This is a genomic window from Umezawaea endophytica (genome assembly GCF_025061645.1).
In the GTDB taxonomy this organism is placed as follows: domain Bacteria; phylum Actinomycetota; class Actinomycetes; order Mycobacteriales; family Pseudonocardiaceae; genus Umezawaea; species Umezawaea endophytica.
In genome coordinates, this window is the sequence record NZ_JANYMP010000004.1 from 495,371 (window position 1) to 514,392 (window position 19,022).

At 72.7% G+C, this 19,022-nt stretch carries 18 protein-coding genes; 11 read left to right on the forward strand and 7 right to left on the reverse strand.

The window, feature by feature from the left end:
* The first annotated feature begins 78 nt into the window (after positions 1-78).
* The 3 genes from NZH93_RS12090 to NZH93_RS12100 all read left to right on the forward strand — a co-directional run bounded on the left by NZH93_RS12090 (position 79) and on the right by NZH93_RS12100 (position 2,934).
* On the forward strand, positions 79-510 hold the full coding sequence (locus NZH93_RS12090) for a toll/interleukin-1 receptor domain-containing protein (RefSeq protein WP_259623092.1): 432 nt from the start codon (positions 79-81) through the stop codon (positions 508-510).
* A gap of 368 nt (positions 511-878) precedes the next feature.
* Positions 879-1,139, forward strand: a complete 261-nt coding sequence (locus tag NZH93_RS12095; RefSeq protein ID WP_259623093.1) for a hypothetical protein — start codon at positions 879-881, stop codon at positions 1,137-1,139.
* A gap of 433 nt (positions 1,140-1,572) precedes the next feature.
* Positions 1,573-2,934, forward strand: a complete 1,362-nt coding sequence (locus tag NZH93_RS12100; RefSeq protein WP_259623094.1) for a glycoside hydrolase family 10 protein — start codon at positions 1,573-1,575, stop codon at positions 2,932-2,934.
* Positions 2,935-3,033: 99 nt separating this feature from the next.
* Here the strand turns inward: NZH93_RS12100 and NZH93_RS12105 are convergent, their stop codons facing one another.
* Together NZH93_RS12105 and NZH93_RS12110 are read right to left on the reverse strand one after the other, a co-directional pair.
* Positions 3,034-4,398: a glycoside hydrolase family 43 protein gene (locus NZH93_RS12105; RefSeq protein ID WP_259623095.1), complete on the reverse strand. Its 1,365-nt coding sequence runs from the start codon at positions 4,396-4,398 to the stop codon at positions 3,034-3,036.
* 188 nt (positions 4,399-4,586) lie between these two features.
* Positions 4,587-5,195, reverse strand: a complete 609-nt coding sequence (locus NZH93_RS12110; RefSeq protein ID WP_259623096.1) for a TetR/AcrR family transcriptional regulator — start codon at positions 5,193-5,195, stop codon at positions 4,587-4,589.
* An 84-nt stretch (positions 5,196-5,279) separates the two neighbouring features.
* Between NZH93_RS12110 and NZH93_RS12115 the strand changes: the two genes are divergently transcribed.
* On the forward strand, positions 5,280-6,017 hold the full coding sequence (locus NZH93_RS12115; RefSeq protein ID WP_259623097.1) for an SDR family oxidoreductase: 738 nt from the start codon (positions 5,280-5,282) through the stop codon (positions 6,015-6,017).
* 3 nt (positions 6,018-6,020) lie between these two features.
* Here the strand turns inward: NZH93_RS12115 and NZH93_RS12120 are convergent, their stop codons facing one another.
* Entirely contained in the window at positions 6,021-7,454 is a 1,434-nt protein-coding gene (locus NZH93_RS12120) for a cellulose binding domain-containing protein (RefSeq protein WP_259623098.1), read from the reverse strand.
* Between the two features lie 298 nt (positions 7,455-7,752).
* Here NZH93_RS12120 and NZH93_RS12125 point away from each other — a divergent pair, with 298 nt between their 5' ends.
* Entirely contained in the window at positions 7,753-9,078 is a 1,326-nt protein-coding gene (locus NZH93_RS12125; protein ID WP_259623099.1) for an extracellular catalytic domain type 1 short-chain-length polyhydroxyalkanoate depolymerase, read from the forward strand.
* Between the two features lie 117 nt (positions 9,079-9,195).
* Here the strand turns inward: NZH93_RS12125 and NZH93_RS12130 are convergent, their stop codons facing one another.
* Both NZH93_RS12130 and NZH93_RS12135 read right to left on the reverse strand, forming a co-directional pair.
* The gene (locus NZH93_RS12130) at positions 9,196-10,053 is read right to left on the reverse strand and encodes an SCO6745 family protein (protein ID WP_259623100.1); all 858 of its coding nucleotides are present in this window, start codon (positions 10,051-10,053) and stop codon (positions 9,196-9,198) included.
* On the reverse strand, positions 10,050-10,970 hold the full coding sequence (locus NZH93_RS12135; RefSeq protein ID WP_259623101.1) for a LysR family transcriptional regulator: 921 nt from the start codon (positions 10,968-10,970) through the stop codon (positions 10,050-10,052). Before NZH93_RS12135 ends, NZH93_RS12130 begins: the two co-directional genes overlap by 4 nt.
* A 94-nt stretch (positions 10,971-11,064) precedes the next feature.
* Here NZH93_RS12135 and NZH93_RS12140 point away from each other — a divergent pair, with 94 nt between their 5' ends.
* Both NZH93_RS12140 and NZH93_RS12145 read left to right on the forward strand, forming a co-directional pair.
* Entirely contained in the window at positions 11,065-11,871 is an 807-nt protein-coding gene (locus NZH93_RS12140) for an inositol monophosphatase family protein (protein ID WP_259623102.1), read from the forward strand.
* Positions 11,868-12,488: an NAD(P)-dependent oxidoreductase gene (locus tag NZH93_RS12145; RefSeq protein ID WP_259623103.1), complete on the forward strand. Its 621-nt coding sequence runs from the start codon at positions 11,868-11,870 to the stop codon at positions 12,486-12,488. Before NZH93_RS12140 ends, NZH93_RS12145 begins: the two co-directional genes overlap by 4 nt.
* 20 nt (positions 12,489-12,508) lie before the next feature.
* Here NZH93_RS12145 and NZH93_RS12150 read toward each other — a convergent pair whose 3' ends face one another.
* Positions 12,509-13,243, reverse strand: coding sequence for an NADPH-dependent F420 reductase (locus NZH93_RS12150; RefSeq protein ID WP_259623104.1), 735 nt, complete (start codon positions 13,241-13,243; stop codon positions 12,509-12,511).
* A 108-nt stretch (positions 13,244-13,351) separates the two neighbouring features.
* On the opposite strand from NZH93_RS12150, the gene NZH93_RS12155 reads away from it, so the two are divergent.
* Positions 13,352-14,200 (forward strand): LysR family transcriptional regulator, encoded by an 849-nt coding sequence (locus tag NZH93_RS12155; protein ID WP_259623105.1) that lies wholly within the window; start codon positions 13,352-13,354, stop codon positions 14,198-14,200.
* Here the strand turns inward: NZH93_RS12155 and NZH93_RS12160 are convergent.
* Complete coding sequence (locus tag NZH93_RS12160) at positions 14,176-14,955, reverse strand: DeoR/GlpR family DNA-binding transcription regulator (protein WP_259623106.1); 780 nt, start codon at positions 14,953-14,955, stop codon at positions 14,176-14,178. The two genes, NZH93_RS12155 and NZH93_RS12160, sit on opposite strands and share 25 nt — an antisense overlap.
* 91 nt (positions 14,956-15,046) lie before the next feature.
* Here NZH93_RS12160 and NZH93_RS12165 point away from each other — a divergent pair, with 91 nt between their 5' ends.
* From NZH93_RS12165 to NZH93_RS12175, 3 genes are all read left to right on the forward strand, one after another.
* Positions 15,047-16,201 (forward strand): MFS transporter, encoded by a 1,155-nt coding sequence (locus NZH93_RS12165; protein WP_259623107.1) that lies wholly within the window; start codon positions 15,047-15,049, stop codon positions 16,199-16,201.
* Positions 16,202-16,304: 103 nt separating this feature from the next.
* Positions 16,305-16,940, forward strand: coding sequence for a Pvc16 family protein (locus NZH93_RS12170; protein WP_259623108.1), 636 nt, complete (start codon positions 16,305-16,307; stop codon positions 16,938-16,940).
* Positions 16,937-18,934: an ATP-binding protein gene (locus NZH93_RS12175; RefSeq protein WP_259623109.1), complete on the forward strand. Its 1,998-nt coding sequence runs from the start codon at positions 16,937-16,939 to the stop codon at positions 18,932-18,934. Before NZH93_RS12170 ends, NZH93_RS12175 begins: the two co-directional genes overlap by 4 nt.
* Positions 18,935-19,022: the final 88 nt, after the last annotated feature.

Here is a 19,022-nt window from a genome sequence, read left to right on the forward strand (position 1 = left end):
GCCCCATGTCGTGTGGTCGCTGGGTACCCTGTCGCTCGTCGCGGCGTTCCGCGGGTTCCTCGGTGCGAGGGGAAACGGGTGGAGTGGGACTTCTTCGTGTCGTGCGCCGAATCCGATACGGGATGGGGCGAGTGGATCGCCTGGGAGCTCGAATCGGGCGGTTCCACGACGTACCTGGCCGTGTGGGACTCCGCTCCTGGCTCCAACGCCGTCCACCGGCTCGACGAGGCGGTTCGGCTGTCCGAGCGGACCATCGCGGTCATCTCGCCCGCCTACCTCGGTGAACCCGGACTCGGAGCCCAGTGGCACGCCGCGTGGGCGGCGGACCCCGACGGCCTGCGGCGCGGGCTCATCCCGGTCCGGGTCGCGCCCTGCGAGCCCGCGGGGCTGCTGCGCGACATCAGGTGCGTCGACCTGGTGGGGCTCACCCGCGAGCAGGGCGGCAGGCGGCTCGCCGAGGAGATCGGCCGGGGCCGTCCCCGGACACCGCGGAGCCCGCTCTTCCCGTGAGCGCGCGTCGACCCGGTCGCGAGGACCGGGGGTCTGGGCCCCGCGACGGAACCGGTCACGGCGTCGGCGTTGGCGGACATGCCCCGACGCTACTGCTCGCGCGGGACCGTGGACCGATCGGCGGGAACTGTCCACGAACTGGCGGCGATCTGTCACCCGGCCGCTGATCCCCTTGGCGCGCAACACCGGGTGCGCCGTCCGATGTGGAGCCGTCACGGGGTTCCGGCGACCGCGGACGTCGATCGGGAGCGGGTGGCGGACGTGCTCGCCTCGGCAGGCCGGACCCGTGCGGGCCACCGGGAATAGCGCGTGCCGCGTCAGCGCTGCACCGGGTACCCGCGAGGGGCAAACGGAGCAGGAGGGTGTCGGTGATGGTCGAACGAGCCGGGTCGCCGGAGGGCGACGCGCTGACCACGAAGTGCGGCAGGCACATCGCGGTCGGGCGGATTGAGCTCAGCGCCCCCGCGCCCATCGGGCGGGTCACGCTGCGCGTCGGCCCGGACGGCAGCGGTCGCGGCGAGGCCTGGCTGAGCCTGACCCCCGCCGAGGCGACCGACCTGGCCCGCGCGCTGCTGGCACAGGGCGACGTGCTCGCGTTCGGAGCCGTGCGCCGCCGCGGAGCCCGGTAGGCCCCTCCGTCCTTTGTGGACTATCCGCCTGGAGTGCCGTCCGACGTCCTGAAGCGTCGTCCGACGTCCTGGCGTGCCGCCGGTCGTCCGGCCCGTGTCGTGGCGCGCGATCGGCGTCATCGCCTGAACCTGGTCTTGGCACCTCTTGCCGACCGGGGTCGAAGGCAAAAGTTTCGTCCAATTGAGCGAAACTCTTCGGCGTGAGTTTCGGAGCCGCGCCGTCGAAACCTGCTGGCTACAGCGCTGCGCACCAGGGAATCGACCCGTTGGGTCGAGGGCCAACGTCCTGTTCACCTGCGTGAATTGGTCTGATCCGGGGTTGTCAGGTCTATATGTTTCGGTCAATACTCCCGTTGCCTGAGCCTGCCGGAGCTTGGTCCCTGCCAACCCCACCTGCGGAACACACAGGTGCTCCTCCCAGAAGGTGCAACACATGAAACTGACATCGAGGTCAGTGTCACGGGCCCTGCTCGTGTCGAGCCTGGTGGTCGCCACGACCGGCGGCGCGCTGGTGCTCGCCACGTCCGCCGTCGCGGCCACCACCCTCGGCGCCTCCGCCGCGCAGACCGGCCGGTACTTCGGTACCGCGGTGGCGGCGAACAAGCTGTCGGACTCCACCTACGTCGGCATCCTGAACCGCGAGTTCACCATGGTGACGGCCGAGAACGAGATGAAGATCGACGCGACGGAGCCCAACCAGAACCAGTTCTCCTACGGCAACGCCGACCGGATCGTGAGCCACGCCAAGGCCCAGGGGATGCGCGTGCGCGGCCACACGCTGGCCTGGCACTCGCAGCAGCCGGGGTGGATGCAGAACATGGAGGGCTCGGCGCTGCGGTCGGCGATGCTCAACCACGTCACGCAGGTCGCCACGCACTACAAGGGCCAGCTCTACGCGTGGGACGTGGTGAACGAAGCGTTCGCCGACGGGAGTTCCGGAGCGCGGCGCGACTCCAACCTCCAGCGCAGCGGCAACGACTGGATCGAGGCCGCGTTCCGCGCGGCGCGGGCCGCCGACCCCGCCGTGAAGCTCTGCTACAACGACTACAACACCGACGACTGGTCGCACGCCAAGACCCAGGCCGTGTACCGGATGGTGCAGGACTTCAAGTCCCGCGGCGTGCCGATCGACTGCGTCGGCCTCCAGTCGCACTTCAACCCCCAGAGCCCGGTGCCGTCGAACTACCAGACGACCCTGTCCAGCTTCGCCGCCCTCGGCGTGGACGTGCAGATCACCGAGCTGGACATCGAGGGGTCCGGGTCGGCGCAGGCGGCCAACTACCAGCGCGTCGTGTCGGCGTGCCTGGCCGTGGCGCGCTGCAACGGGATCACCGTGTGGGGCATCCGCGACACCGACTCGTGGCGCGCCTCGGGCACCCCGCTGCTGTTCGACGGCTCCGGCAACAAGAAGGCCGCCTACACCTCGACCCTCAACGCCCTGAACGCGGGCGGCGGCACCGACCCCACCACGACCACCACGACCACGACGACGACCACGACGAACCCGCCCCTGCCCGGTGGCTGCACGGCCGCGGTGTCGCTGAACTCCTGGAACGGCGGCTTCGTCGCCACCGTCAAGGTCACCGCCGGGTCGACGGCCATCAACGGCTGGACGGTGACGCTCGCCCTGCCGTCGGGCGCGACGGTCACGAACTCGTGGAACGTCCAGCGCAGCGGCAACTCCTGGACGAACGTCGCCTACAACGGCCGCGTGTCCGCCGGGCAGTCGACCGAGTTCGGCTTCCAGGGCACCGGAGTCGGCACCGGCATGGAACCGAGCTGCACGGCTTCCTGACGGCCGGACCGACAGCCCGGTGCGGGGAGCCGCCACTCCCCGCACCGGGTCCCGGCGCGGTGCCCGCGGCCTCCGTGACGGCCGCGGGCACCGCGTTCCTCAGTAGCCGACCCGGAACGTGGCGTCCTGCCGGTCGGTCGCCGTGGACACCGGGTCGATCCGCAGGACGAACCCCGCGTGGCGCAGGTACCGGTCCGGGTAGTTGTACGACCGGTAGGAGGTCCAGCCCGAATCGGCGAGACCTGCCACGGCGGTGAAGGTCGCGTCGGCGTCGAACGCGGCCGACCCGTCGTCGGGCGCGAGCACCACGGCGTACCCGGAGTGCCGCAGGTAGCTCGAGGGGACGTTGACGGACTGGAACGAGACGCCGGAACCGGCCAGGCCGGGGACGATCCGCCACTGCTGGTCCTGGTACGGCTCGAACGGGTAGGTGTCGACGCGGGCCACGTTGTTCTGGTGCCGCACGTACCGGTCGGGGTAGTTGTAGGCCTTCAGCCGGTTCCACGCCGGCGCGCCCCACCTCGACAGCAAGCCGGACATCTCGGCCGCCGTGATCGGCTGGATGGTGGCGTGCTTGGAGTTCAGCGGCTGCGTGTACGAGCGCTGGTCCACCGGCGTCCACGCGCCGCTCGCGACGTTCGTGGTCTGCCACGCGTAGAAGACGCCGTTGGGCGTGTACGTGTCACCCCACAGGTACCGGGTGCCCGACGTCAGCGACGCGACGACGATCGGCGCTTCCGTGCCGCCGTGCGAGACCGGGCCGCTGTAGGTGGTGAAGCTGCCGGGGTTCAGCGTCGACGACCTGGCGGCGAGCAGCGTGCCGTTGGTGTTGTTCTTGAAGAACAGGTGGTTCACGCCGTTGACCTGGTGCAGGTGGCCGTCGATCGCCGCGTATCCGGGGTCGAAGAACGTCTGCGGCGCGCCGACGGTGGTGAAGTCGCTGGTGTAGTTGGCCATGATGACGTCGTGGCCGCCGTTGACGGCCGAGTAGATGATCGCGTACTGGCCGCGCGAGGCGTCCCAGAACGCCTCCGGCGCCCAGGAGTGCGTGGCCATCGAGTGCAGCTTCACCCTGCGGTAGCCGGTGAACGACCGCAGGTCCGTCGAGTCCCACACGTGGACGTACTGGTTCTGGAGGCTCCAGTCGGTGCCCTTGAGGTCGGTGGCCAGCACGGTGAACGTGCCGTCCTGCTTGCGCAGGATGAACGGGTCGCGCAGGCCCTGCGTGCCCTGCGTCGGCGTCACCACGGGGTTGTTCTGGTTGAGGGGCGTCCAGTTCAGGCCGTCCGCGCTGACCGCGAGGTGCAGCCCGTAGTTCGCGCCGCTGAAGTTCGGCGACTCGGTGAAGTACCCCATGACGTACCCGGAGTAGGTCGCCGCCGACGCCGTTCCGGGGTTCAGCGCGGCCGTCGTGCCGCTGATCATCAGCAGCCCGACCAGTGCGGACAGGACTCTTCGACTCATGACCGGCTCCGTTGTCGGTTCGGGTTGTCGAACTGCTCGGGTCGACGCTATGTGAGCGATAACATCCGAGCTGTCGATTGACCGTAGGAGCTTCATCAAAGCCAGGTCAAGGGCCGACGTTCAGCTTGTTCACGTTCTCAGCGACTGCTCTACCGGATGCCGCCGAAGGGGGTATCGGCGGTGGTCGGTCAGGGTTCCAGCCCGCGGATCAGGGTGCGGGCGGCCCGTTCCGCCTGTACGGCCAGGTGGTCGATGGTGTGGTGCGGTCGGGCGAAGAAGCCGTCCGACAGCAGCGCGACGTACCCGTGGGCCAGCGCCACCTGCTGCTCCAGCAGCCACAGCGCGCGTTCGGTGTCCCCGCCGATCGCCTCGCGGGCCAGGTCCAGCAGCCGGTCCATGAGGTGGCGGCCCGCGGCGGACAGGGCCTCGTCCCGCAGGTCGCGCAGGTCCACTGCGAAGATGACGGCGAACCCGGCCCCGCGGGTGGCCGCGAACCTCACGTACGCGCCGCCGGACGCGGCGAACCGGTCCACCGGGTCGGAGCCCGCCGCGTCCACCGCGCGCTCCACCTCGGCCGCGAGTTCGGTGGCGGCCCGCGTGGCGACGGCCGCCAGCAGGTGGTCGCGGTCGGGGAAGTGGCGGTACGGGGCCGCGGTGCTGACCCCCAGCCTGCGGGCCACCCGCGCGACGGAGAACTCGGCGAGACCGGACTCGGCCAGCAGGTCGAAACCCGTGTCGACCAGCGCCGTTCGCAGGTCGCCGTGGTGGTAGCGGTCGCGGCGCGGCGTGCCGGTCACTCGGCCTCCCGGTTGACATCGATGTGATAGGCCACTTACTTTAGCTGGTGATAGCCCTCTTACATCGCCATCGGAAGGACCCCCATGTCGGGAATCAAGGGCAAGGTCGTCGTCATCACCGGGGCCAGCAAGGGCATCGGCGAGGCGACGGCGCTCCGCCTCGCCGACCACGGCGCGAAGGTCGTGCTCGGCGCGCGGCGGCCGGGCGAGCTGGAGGCGCTGGCCGACCGCATCGCGGCCTCCGGCGGGGAAGCCGCCTGGGCGTCGACGGACGTGCGGCGGCGCGAGGACGTGGCCGCGCTGGTCGAGCTGGCGTGCGAGCGGTACGGCTCGCTGGACGTGCTGGTCAACAACGCCGGGGTCATGCCGGTCTCACCGCTGGACGACCTGCGGGTCGACGACTGGGACGCCATGGTCGACGTCAACGTCAAGGGCGTGCTGCACGGCATCGCGGCGGCGCTGCCGGTGTTCCGGCGCCAGGGGGCCGGCCAGTTCGTCACCACGGCGTCCACGGCCGCGTTCAAGACCGTGCCGGGGCAGGCGGTCTACTCCGGCACGAAGTTCGCCGTGCGCGCCATCTGCGAGGGCCTGCGCCAGGAGGCGGGCGACGGGTTCCGGGTCACGGTGGTCTCGCCGGGCATGACCGCGACCGACTTCGCCGCGTCCGTCACGGACCCCGCGGCGAAGGCGCGGCTGGAAACCCTGCGCGACACCGTCGCGATGCCCGCGGACGCCGTCGCCCGCGCCATCGCGTTCGCGATCGACCAGCCGGACGACGTCGACGTGAACGAGGTCGTCATCCGGCCCACCGCGCAGGCCTGAGGATCAGCGCGGCGAACAGCTCAGCCCGGTCACCGGTTGGTCCACTCCGGACACGATCGAGCCCCACGTCGTCGACGCGCCGGACGCCAGCGAACCGTTGTAGTCCTCGTTGGTCGCCGACACCCGCTTGCCCGACTGGGACACGTCGGCGTTCCACGTGTTGGTGAACCGCTGGGACCCGGCCACCGAGAAGGTGACCCGCCAGCCGGAGATCCGCCGCGGGCCGGTGTTGCGGACCGTGACCTCGACCTGGTGGGCGCCCTGCCACGAGCCGCCGACCGAGTAGGTCGCGGTGCAGCCGGGGGTCGGGGCCTGGGTCGTGGTGGTCGTGGTGGTGGGGGCCGGGGGCGCCGCGACGTCGGAGGTGGTGGTCGTGGTCGGAGCCGCCTCGACGGTCGTCGTGGTGGTGGTGACCTCCGTCGTGGTCGCGCGGGGCGCGGTCGTCCAGGCGTCCGTGGACGTGACCGTGGGGCCTTCCTCGGTGCTGTAGTGGACTTTCGTGTACGAGTCGGCGCACCGCGACGAGCAGTCGGCCGGGAGGCCGAAGCGGTAGACCCTGCCCCGGTTCACCAGTTCGTCGGAGACGTCCCGCACGCGGATGCGGTAGTCCGTGCCACCCGCGCTCGCCGGGCCGAGGACGAACGCCTGGCCCATGTCGCCGTTCGGCTTCGCCTGCCGCCACGTGCCGTTCGGGTCCAGGTACTCCACGCCGTGGATGCCGTTGGGCAGGTGCGACACCGCGAGAACGGGCCGGGAGGCCTGGGAGTCCCGCAGGAACCCCAGTTCGAGGTCGCCGCTGTAGTTCGGGGTCGGCACGTAGGACCACGACACGTGCCGGTTGTTCCAGTGGTCCGGCAGGATCGGGGCGACGGACACGCCGTTCTTGGTGAACCTCGTCAAGGAGCTCGTGGACAGTCGCAGGTGGTCCGGGTCGTCGCGGCACCAGGCCGTGGCGTCCGCGCAGCCGTCGGCCACGACCATCGTCAGCGTGGCGCCGTTGAAGTCGTCGCCGATCCAGGAGCCCCCGCGGCAGAACGGTTGTCCCTGCGTGCCGTCGTTGATCCCGGTGCAGTAGCTGCCGAGGGTGACCTGGACGTACCGGCCGCAGTTGCGGCCGTTCTCCCAGCGCCCGATCCGGTGCGACTCCGACGTGGGGAGCGGCCGGGCGTGGGTCGAGTAGTCGCCGGGGGTGTCGAACACGTTGAGCGACACGAAGTTCTGCGAGTCGAGGACGTCCTGGGGGAGCCCGCACCCGCTGTAGGACGAGCCGAACCCGGCGAAGTGGGTCGCGTTGCCCATCTGCGACGGGGTGCTCTCCGCGCCGCTGGTGGTGGACACCAGGATCGCGGCCACCACGACGGCGACGGTGGCCAGTGCCGCCGCGGCGAACAGCGCCGTGCGCGTGGAGCGTTTGTGGGGTGAGGCGGGGGTGGTCACTTCGCCCTCTCGCGCCGACCGGTGCGCGCGTGGCGGCCCCGGCTCTTCAGGTGATCGACTGTGAGCGGCACAAGACTTCTCACCGGCGCGCGCGATGTCAAGGAACGGGGTGGGGCCCGCTCGCCGTAAAGTTTCGATGGCTTCGAGAAAGTTTCGAACGCCGTCGAATGGCATATTCGACATTTATGCTGATCAGTGAACCAAATGAGACTCGAAACCACCCGAAACTACGCGTCTGATCGGCTGACGCGGCAGTACGGTGAAGCGGCCCCTGGCCGCCATCCTTCAAGGAGGAAGGATGCACCTCAGCACCTCTCCACCCCCTGCCCGCCACGGCGCCGTCGTGGTGAGAACACTCGGAGCCCTCGTCGCCGCCCTCGTCACGGTGCTCGCCGTGCTGGTCGCCCCGCAGGCCCCACCCGCTTCGGCCGCGACGCTGACGGAGGTCACCGGGTTCGGCACGAACCCGAGCAACCTGCGGATGCACATCTACGTGCCGGACCGGCTCGCCGCCAGACCACCCGTGCTGCTCGCGGTGCACTACTGCACCGGCACGGGGCCCGCGTTCTACTCGGGCACCGAGTTCGCCCGGCTGGCGGACCAATACGGGTTCATCGTGGTCTACCCGTCCGCGACCCGCAGCGGGCAGTGCTTCGACGTGTCGTCGCCGCAGGCGCTCAAGCGCGACGGCGGCAGCGACCCCGTCGGGCTGATGTCGATGGTGCGCTACGCGCTGGACCGCTACAACGGCGACGCCGGACGGGTGTTCGTCACGGGGGTCTCCTCCGGGGCCATGACGACCAACGTCATGCTGGCCAACTACCCGGACGTCTTCCAGGCGGGCGCGGCGTTCGCCGGCGTGCCCGACGGGTGCTTCGCCACCACGGACGGATCGGGCTGGAACAGCGCGTGCGCCAACGGAACCGTGCTGAAGACCCCGCAGGAGTGGGGCACCATCGCCAGGTCCGCCTACCCCGGCTACTCGGGGCCGAGGCCGCGGATGCAGCTCTGGCACGGCACGGCGGACGACACCCTGCGCTACCCCAACTTCGGCGAGGAGATCGACCAGTGGACGAACGTCCACGGCGTGTCCACCACGCCGACGTCCACGGACAGCCCGCAGTCGGGCTGGACCCGCACCCGCTACGGGACCGGCGTCGAGGCCATCTCGCTCCAGGGCGTCGGCCACAACCTGTACGCGTCCGGCATGGGGCTGCGGGTGATCCAGTTCTTCGGCCTCGACCAGGGTGGGCCGACGACCACGACGACAACGACGACCACGACCACGTCCAACCCGCCTGCGGGCGCGTGCCGCGTGGGCTACGGCACGAACGCGTGGAACACCGGCCTGACCGCGACGATCACCATCACCAACACCGGTAGCGCGTCGGTGACGGGCGGCTGGACGCTCGCGTTCACGCTCCCAGGCGGCCAGGTGATCACGTCCGGCTGGAACGCGACGTACACGCCGACCAGCGGGGCGGTGACCGCGAAGAACGCCTCCTACAACGGGACGATCGCCGCGGGCGCGTCCACCGGCATCGGGTTCCAGGCGACGCACACCGGCAACACCTCCGCACCGACCTCGTTCACGTTGAACGGGGCCGCCTGCACGATCGCGTGACGGCCGCGGAGGCCCTCACGGGGGCCTCCGCACAGCCGTCGGCCCCGATCGGTCGCGCGATGGGCAGGATCGCGCGGCCATCGGGGCGGGTCGTGGGGATGGTGCCGGGGCGTCTGTTCAGGCGTCCAGGTCCAGCACGCCGATGGGGTGCGCGGCGGGCAGGGTCGCGTGGCACGTCCGCGCAGGTCCGTGGAGGTCCCGCGCCAGCCGTCGGGCGTCGGCGGCCGTGGCGCCCGCGCGCGTCCAGCCGTCCCAGGCCAAGTCGTCGGTGACCCGCTCGACGCCCTCCAGCAGGGCCAGCCCGGCGGTGCTGATCTCGGTCTCGGTGACCAGCAACCCCCGTTCCCGCAACGCTTCCGCGGTTGCCGACCACTCCTCGTCTGTCCACCCACGAGCGGCCTGCGCCACCCGGCGGTCCAGGTCGGAGGCCGTGCGCAGCACCAGTGACTCCAGGCCGGTCACGCCCGCGGTCAGCAGGGCGGCGACGTGGCCGTCGCCCCGGTGCTCCCGCAGGGTCGTGGCCGCCTGCCAGAGGCGTTGGCGCGGGTCGTCGGGCCGGGGGAGCGCCGCGTTCGCCGCCGCCAGCACCCGGCCGCCGCAGGGCAGCGCGGACGCCACGGCCCACAGGTCGTCGGCCAGGTCCTCGTCGAGGTCGGGCAGCAGGCCCGCCAACGCCCGCCCGGCGCCGTCCAGCCGCGCGGCCAGCGCCGTGGCCGGGGAGGCGAGGTCCCACACGGCGGGCAGCGCGCGGGCGGTCATCGCGGGGGCGAAGCCGAAGAACGCGGCCCGCACCGGCGCCTCGTCCACCGGGCCGAGCGGAGCCGCGCGCTGCGCGAAGTAGCCGCGCCAGAAACCGCGCAGCCCCACCGCTTCCAGCGCGGACAGCGCCGTCGGGTGGAAGTACACGAGCGCGTGCACCGACTCGTACCTCGTCCACAGCCGTCGGGCGAGCGCCCGGCCCTCGTCGTTCGTCACGCGCCCGATGATGCCCCACCGGCCTGGAGCGCCCGCAGCGCGGCGAGGGCCTGGCCGCGCAGCCAGACGTGCGCGTGGTCGCCGTCGTAGCGCTGGTGCCAGGCCAGGTACAGCGGCACGGCGGGCATCTCGACCGGCATCGGCAGCGCGGTGAGGCCGAGGTCGCCGACCAGCGAACTGCTCGCCCGCTCGGCGACGACGATGAGGAAGTCGCCCCGCCGCACGAGCTGCATCGCCGCGAGCGTGGTGGGGGCGGCGGCCACGACCTCGCGGCGCAGGCCCAGGTCCTCCAGCACGTCGTCCATCGGGTCGCGCAGCCTGCCGCGCCGCGACACGGTGATGTGCTCGGCGGCGGCGTACGCCTCGGGGGTGAGCGGCTGGGCGGCCAGCGGGTGGTCGGCTCGCACCAGGACGACGAGCCGGTCGTGGCCGACGAGTTCGCGGCTGATCTCGGGCAGCTCGGGCTCGTGGGAGCTCGTCTCCAGGTCGACGTGGCCGCGCCGCAGGTCGTCGGTGTCGGCGGTCGTCTCGACCAGGAACCGCAGGCGCACGCCCGGAGCCTGGGCGCGCACGGTCCCGAGGAGTTCGGCGCCGACCGCGGTGGTGATCGAGTCGTGCCACCGCAGGGTGAACACGCGGTCGAGCGTGGCCAGGTCCACCGCGCGCTCGGGCGACAGCACGCCGTGGACCTGGTGGACGAGCGCGTGCACCTGCTCGCGGATCGCCGTCGCGTGCGGCGTCGGGGTCATCGTCCGGCCGGTGCGCACCAGGATCTGGTCCCCGGTCGCCCGGCGGATGCGCCCGAGGGTGCGGCTCATCGCGGGCGCGGACAGGTGCAGCCGGTCGGCGGCACCTGTGACGCTGCCCTCCTCCAGCAGCGCGTCCAGCGCCGTGAGCAGGTTCAAGTCCAGTTGCATGCGGGTAAACCTATCATGAGCAAGCATGCACTGGACGTTATGGCTCGCGGTCCATACGTTGGTGTCAACACCGCAGAGCGAAACGAGGAAAACCATGTCCCACAACGACACCGCGCTGCTGACCGAGGTCGTCTCCATCGTGGAGGCGGCGGGCGCGCTGCTCCAGAAGCGCTTCACGGCCGACCCGCCGTGGTTGACCAACTTCGACGAGATCATCGCGGCCATCCACGCCAACGACGAGGCGGTCCTGGAACTCCTGCGCGAGCCGCTGCTCGCCGCGCGACCGGGTTCCGGCTGGGTCGAGGACGAACTCGAGGGCGGCGCGCTCCCGGCGGGCGAGTGGTGGGTCACCGACCCCGCCGAGGGCAACATCAACCACATCCACGGCCTGACCGACTGGGGCGTGACCGCCACGCTCGTCCGCGACAACCGCCCGGTGCTCACGGTCGTGCACCTGCCGCTGCTGGGCACCACCTACACGGCCATCGAGGGCGGCGGCGCCCACCAGGACGGCGTTCCGCTGCGCCCGTCCGGGAAGACCTCGCTGGAGGGTGCGCTCGTCGGCACCGGTCAGGCGCGGCCGGGGGAGAGCACCAAGACGTTCCGCCAGATGGGTGAGTCGGTGACCGCGATGCTGGTCGCGGGCACCGTGCTGCGGGTCTCGGTGCCCGCGACGCTCCAGCTCGTCCACGTCGCCGCGGGCCGCATGGACGCCTTCTGGCAGTACAGCGACGTCCGCTCGGGCCTCGTCGCGGGCGCGCTGCTGGTGACCGAGGCGGGCGGCGTGCTCACCGACGTCCAGGGCGTGCCGTGGACCGTCGGCAGCGCCACCCTGCTGGCCGCCGCCCCCGGCGTCCACGGCCCCGCCCTCGAAGCCCTGTCCATCGTGGAGACCTCGTGAACATCACCGTCCTCGCCGCCTCCGGGGCCACCGGCCTCGAACTCACCCGTCAGGCCCTCGACCGCGGCCACGTCGTGACCGCGATCGCCCGCGACCCGAGCCGCGTGACGGTCCCGGACTCCGACCGCCTCGTCCGGGTGGTCGCCGACCTGCGCGACCCGGAGTCACTCGCACGGGTGCTCCCCGAGGGCACGACCGTCCTTTCCGGACTCGGCATCCCCAAGGGCGAACCACCGGGCGTGCTCACCGCGGGGGCCGAGGCCGTCGTCCGGGCACGACCGGACCGGATCATCTGGCTGGGCGCGTTCGGCACGGGAGCCTCGGCCGACGCGGCGGGACCGCTGACCAGGACGCTGCTGCGCCTGCTCCTCAAGTCCGAACTGGACGACAAGACCACCGCCGACACCACGGTCCTGGCCGCGGGCGGCACCGTCTTCCACCCCGGCCCGCTGACGACCGGCCCGCTGAGCACCTCCCGCCGCGCCCTGTCCCTGGCGAACGCGCCCCGCCACCTGCTCCCACCCCGCGTCAGCCGCGCGACCGTCGCCGCCGCGATGCTCGACGAGGCTGAGAACCGCTCGCACGTCGGCGGAACGGTCATCCCCGTGGAACGCTGACCGACCGCGGGCCGCGTGGGCTACATCCGGAAGCCCGCCGGTCCGCGCACCGCCGCGGCGGCCAACTCCTCCACCCTGGACGCGGGGACGGGGACGCCGGGTGCCGCCTGGACCCAGGCCACCAGGTCGAGCACGGCGAGGCCGGACGGTGGCGGGCCCACGTAGGGGAAGGCGTACAGCGGGGTGTTGGGTTCGCTGCGCCAGCTCTCCGCCAGCGCGCCCAGGTCGACCGCGTCGAAGCCCAGTGCGTCCAGCAGGGCGGCCACCTCCTCCTTGGCCGCGGGGTCGTCGCCGGACAGCGGCAGCGCGGTGCGGTCGGGATGGCCCGCCGGGCGGTGCAGGTCCAGGAGTTGCCTGGGACCGATGTTGTGCAACGCCTTCACGACCCGTGCGCCGACGAGGTGGCGCTGCACCAGTTCGCTGGAGGTCAGCTCGTCGGCGTCGAGTTCCGGGGCTCGCCACCGTACGTTCGGCGCGTAGTTCATCGGGTCGATCACGGTCTTGCCGGCGAGTTCCGGGCGGGGCAGCCGGTCGTGGGCCGCCAGCGGTACGGACGCGATGACCAGGTCGGCGGCGCGCGCCGCCTCGGCGGGGGTGGCCGCGCGGGCTCGTGGGCCGAGTTCGGCGACGAGGTCGGTCAGGGTCTCGGGACCGCGCGAGTTGCTCAGGACGACGGCGAGGCCCGCGTCGACGGCGCGGCGGGCGACTCCCGCGCCGACCGCTCCGGTGCCGATGACGCCGAGTGTTGTGCTCACTGCTGTTCTCCGATCGTGTGGTTCGCCTCCCATCACAGCCGGGGCGCCGGTCGCCGACAACGAGCGAAACCGACCAGCAGCGATCACATCGTGTGATAGATCAGAGGGGTGGAGCTGAGGGCTTTGTCGTACTTCGTGACCGTCGCCGAGGAGTTGCACTTCGGTCGCGCGGCGGACCGGCTGCGGATCGTGCAGTCCGCCGTGAGCCAGCAGATCGCCCGGCTGGAGCGTGAACTCGGCGTGCGCCTGCTCGACCGCACCTCACGCCGGGTGCGGCTCACCCCGGCCGGTGAACGGGTGCTCCTCGCGGCCCGCGAGACCCTCGCCGCGGCGGCCAGGGTGCGCGTGGTCGCCGGAGAACCGGCGGCGGCCCTGCGGATCGGGGTGGCGTCCTGCGTCACCCCGCGGCTCGACCGCGCGCTGACCCGCCTGCGCGGCGGCGAACGCCCCGCCGAACCGGAACTGGTCGACCTGCCGGTGACCGCGCGCCTCGACGCCGTGCGCGACGGCGAACTGGACCTGGCGCTGGTCCGCGGCGCCCTCACGTCCACCGCCGTGACGGTGGTGCGCGCGTGGTCCGAGCCGCTGCACGTGGTGCTGTCCCGCGAACACCCCGCCGCGGGTGAGCCCGCCGTCGGCCTGCACGACCTCGACCCGCGCGGCCTGCGGCTCGCCGCCCGCGACAGCGACCCGCCGCTGCACGACGCGATCCTCGCCGCCCTGCCCGTCGCCCCGCCGCGACCGCCCGCCGGGGACCTGCTCACCGTGCTCTACGACGTGGGGCGCGACCCGCGGGGCTGGACGCTGCTGCCCGCCGAGCAGATCGCGGGTTCCCGTTCCGACCGGGTCGCGCAGGTGCCGCTCGACCCGCCGATCACCGTCGACGGTCACGTCGTGACGTCCTTCGCCACCCCGGAGTCGTGCGTGGCGTCCTACCTCGCCGCGTTCGCCGGGTGAGGGCCGACCGCCGTCAGCACCTCCACGTGCCGTTCCGACCACTGGGCTGACGCCTCGGCGTCGTCGGTCACGACCAGGTCGATCCGGTCGGGCGGCAGCACGAGGTGCGGTTCGACGCGGCCGTGCTTGGTGACGTCGGCCAGCACCGCCGTGCGCCGGGAAGCCCCCGCCATGGCGGTCTTGACGTCGGCGTCGGGTGCGCTGACCGAGGTGGCCCCCACGACCGGGTCCAGCGCGCACGCGCCGAGCACGGCCCAGTCGGCGCGGTAGCGGCCGAGCGAGCCCACCGCCGCCGAGCCCGTGAAGATCCGCGAGTCGCGGTCCCACTGGCCGCCGGTGAGCGCGAGGTCGACCTCCGGATCGGCGTCGAAGACCCGCGCGATGTCGAGCGAGTTCGTCACCACCGTCAGCGGGCGCGCCTCCAGCGCCGTGGCGAACGCCAGCACGGTCGACCCGCCGTCCAGCATCAGCACGTCACCCGGCCGCACCACGGCGGCCGCCGCTTCCGCGATGGCCTGCTTCGCCGCCGCGGCGACGTCGGCCCTGGTCGCCCACCCCATCCGGGCCGTGTCCAGCAGCACCGCGCCACCGTGCGTCTTGTGCAGGTGGCCCGCCGCGGACAGCGCCCGCAGGTCCCGGCGCACGGTGTCCTCGGAGACGTCCAGCAGGACCGCCAGCGCGACGACCTCCACCCGGCCGTGCTGCCGCAGTTCGGTCAGGATCCGCGCCTGGCGTTCCTGTGCGAAAGCCTGCACCACTCGCACTCCTCTCCTTGACTCTGCCGAAGTATGCATGATTGTCTGCCTATTTATGCGGGAATCTGCTGATTTGAGTCCGTCTTCGCGGGTGCGACTGACGATCACCGGGGCGGTGGGGTTCCTGGTGCTGGGGGCGTTCGCCAGTGTCGTCGGGCCGACCACGCCCCGACTGCGCGCCCAGTTCGGCCTGGAGACGGCGCAGGGCGCCTGGCTGCTCGCCGCGTTCTCGGCGGGATCGGCGTTGGGCGTGGTCGCCGCGGGCCTGGTGCGCCGCCGTCGTCCGGCGTCCGCGCTCCTGCTGAGCGTGGGCGCGGCGCTGATGGCCGTCGGCGCCGCCGTGCTGCCCCTGGTGCCGGGCGGCGGCGCGGCCGTGGTTTGCCTGCTGGTCGCGGGCACGGGCTTCGGGGTGGTGGACATCGTCCTCAACCTGACGCTCGCCACGTCGTTCGGCACCCGCAGCGGCGCGGTGCTGACCGCGCTCAGCGCGGCCTTCGGGCTGGGCGCGGTCGTCACCCCCGTGGTGGTCGGGTGGGCGCCAGCGGACCTGCGGGTGCCCTACTGGGGGTGCGCCGCCGTGGCCGTGGCGCTGCTGGGCCTAACGGCGGGGCTTCGGCTCCCGTCCGCGCCCGGCGGAGCGGCCGCGGCCTCGTCCCGGACGCGGTCCAGGGCCGTCGTGCCCGCACTGGCGCTGGTGCTGCTCTGCTACGTCGCCGTGGAGGCGTCGACCGCGGGCTGGGCGACGACGCACCTGGCGGCCTTCCTGGACGACGGCCAGGCGTCCGGCGCCGTCGCGGTGTTCTGGCTCGGCCTCGCGGCGGGCCGACTGGGCGCGGCGCCGCTGCTCCTGCGGCACGACCCCGGCGTCCTGGTCGTCGGGTGCTCGATCGCCGGGGCCGCCGCGGCGGGCCTCGCGGCGTACGCGCCGCTGGCGGTGGTGGCCTACGGCCTCGTCGGGCTGGCCATCGCACCGGTGTTCCCCGCGGCCATCGCGTGGCACGCCGCACGGGTGCCGACCGGACGCGGCGCGACGATCATCTTCGCCGCCGCGCTGGCGGGTCCGCTGGTCGCCTCCCCGCTGATCGGCCTGCTCACCCGCGAAGCCGGTGTCGGCGCGGTGCCGTGGGCGCTGAGCGGCCTCGCGCTGCTGACCGCCGCCGTCGCCGCCACCACCCGGCGGTTCCGCGACGGGGCTCCGGACGCCGAGCGGGGTGTCCCGGCGCTGTCCGCCCGACCGACCCGGTGACGGGGGCGGTACCGGCGGGGTGCCCTTTCGGGCGGCCATCACTACCCGAAGATCCGTCGGCCCGCCGCTCGTGCGGCGAGCGGGAGGGCCTCATCGTGGAGGGGTGATCCACGAGGTCGACGAGGCGTTGCGGCGCCTGGTCAGGGACGACGCGCTGCGTGCCGCCGATGTCGAGGTCGCGTTCGACGCGCCGACCAAGGACTGGGCGGCACGGCGCAACGCGCCGACCGTCAACGTGTACCTCTACGACATCCGCGAGGACCTGCGCCGCCGGGAACGCGGCCTGCTCAACACCTACGACTCCGACGGCGTGGTCACCTCGCGCCACCTCCCGCCCCGCCACATGAAGCTGTCGTACCTGGTCACCGCGTGGACCCAGCGTCCGGAGGACGAGCACCGGCTGCTGTCGGACCTGCTGATGGGGTTCCTCCGGCACGAGGCGCTGCCCAAGGCGCTGCTCACCGGGTCACTGGCCGCGCTGGGCCTCCAAGTGCCGATGACCGTCGCGCTGCCGCCGCCGGAGGACCGCGCCTTCGCCGACGTGTGGACCGCGCTCGGGGGTGAGCTCAAGCCCTCGCTGGACGTCGTGGTGTCGGCGCCGATCGAGTCCGGCCGGGTGTTCCAGGCGGAGAAGCCCGCGGAGGAGGGCGTGCGGCTGGACATGGGCGGCGACGAGCGGGTGGCCCACCGGGTCGACGGGGAGCGGGTCGCGATGTCGCGCAAGCGGGTGCGGTCGTGACCCCGGTGGACCTCTTCGACCGGCTGGCCCGGCTGGAGCGGCGGATCCGGGAAGCGGTCGCCGTCCGGCGGGTCGCGGACCCGCACCCGGACGACCCGTTCCGCGGCCTGTACCTGTCCGACGAGGCGATCGACGCGCTGCTCGACGAGCACCGGCAGCCGTTCGTGCCGTTCCAGGAGACCCCGGCCGAAGGGCGGATGGGCCGGTTGGCCACGACCGCCGGGCTCAGCGGCCTGGACGTCGAGTTGCTGCTGGTGGCGCTCGCCCCGGACGTGGACAGCCGGTTCGAGCAGTTCTACGGCTACCTCAACGACGACGTGACCCGGCGCCGGGCCACGACGGGCCTGGCGCTGCGGCTGTGCGGACTGCCGGAGGCCTCGTCGGTGGGACGGACCCGGCTGGACGCGGCGGCACCGCTCATCGCCTCCGGCATGCTCGTGGTCGAGGACCGCGAGCGGCCGTTCCTGTCCCGGTCGCTGCGAGCGCCCGACCGCGTGGTGAGCCACCTGCTGGGCGACGACCGGCCGGATCCCGTGCTGGAGCGGATCGCGCGGGTCGGCGTGGACCCGGTGCCGGTGCCCGAGACCGAGCGGCTCGCGCGAGCGCTGCGGGCCGACGTGCGGTTGGTGCACCTGCGCGAACTACCGGGCGGCGGGGCGCGGGAACTGGCCGCGGCGGCGCTGTCGCGGGCCGGGTTCGCGGCGCTGGTCGTGGACGCCGAACTGCTGAGCGCGGAACCGGACCACGCCGACCTGTCGGCCGCCGTGCTGAGGGAGGCGCTGCTGCGGCGCGCGGGCATCGTGCTGGGACCGGTCGACACCGATCCGCGGCTGGCCTCCTTGGCGCACGGGAAGATCCCGGTGATCGTGCACGGCACCGGCGGGTGGGACCCGAGGTGGAGCGGCGCGCCGCCGTTGCAGCTCGACGCGCACGCACTGTCCACAACGGACCGGGCGGGCCTCTGGCGCGGATGCCTCGACGGCAGGGTCGAGGCCGGGCTGGACCCGGCCGAGGTCACCGCCCACTTCGTGCTCGGCCCCGGCCAGATCCGGCGCGCGGCGCGGGCGGCGACCGTGTCGGCGCTCGCGGACGGCGGCGCGGTCGACGTCCACCACCTCCGGGCGGGCGCGCGCAGCCAGAACGCGGCGGGCCTGCAACGGCTCGCCCGCCGCGTCGAGCCCGTCGTCGGCTGGGACGACCTGGTCCTGCCCGGCTCGGTGACCACGCTGCTGGGCGAGCTGGCGGCCCGCGCGAAGCACCGCGACCAGGTGCTCGACGAGTGGCGGATGCGTCCCGGCGGCGGCCGGGGCCGCGGGGTGACCGGCCTGTTCGCGGGCGATTCCGGCACCGGCAAGACGATGTCGGCCGAGGTGGTCGCCGCGTCGCTCGGGCTCGACCTCTACACGGTGAACCTGGCGACCGTGGTGGACAAGTACGTGGGCGAGACGGAGAAGAACCTCGAACGGATCTTCACCGAGGCCGCGGGCGTCAACGGCGTGCTGCTGTTCGACGAGGCGGACGCGATCTTCGGCAAGCGCTCCGAGGTCCGCGACGCGCACGACCGGTACGCCAACATCGAGAGCGCGTACCTGTTGCAGCGCATGGAGACCTTCGACGGCATCGCGGTGCTCGCGACCAACCTGCGCGCCAACCTCGACGACGCGTTCACCCGGCGGCTGGACGTGATCGTCGACTTCCCGCTGCCGGACGAGGAACTGCGCAGGCAGTTGTGGGACCGCTGCCTCGGCCGCCTGCTGCCGCGCGAGGTGGACCTGGACCTCGACTTCCTCGCGGGGGCGTTCGAGCTGGCGGGCGGCCACATCCGGTCCGCCGCGGTGACGGCCGCGTACCTCGCCGCGGAGGCGGGGCACGAGGTGGGGATGGCCGACCTGATCGGCGCCGTCGCCCGCGAGTACCGCAAGCTCGGCAGGCTGCTGGGCGAACGCGAGTTCGGCCCGTACCTGGCGCTGGCGAGCGAGGGAGCGGCACGATGACCGCGGTTGCCCTTTCGGGCAGCGGTCGCCGCCCTCATGGTCACGCTGCCGTGCCTGGCCCGGCCGGGCAGGTAGGGGCAGCATGGAG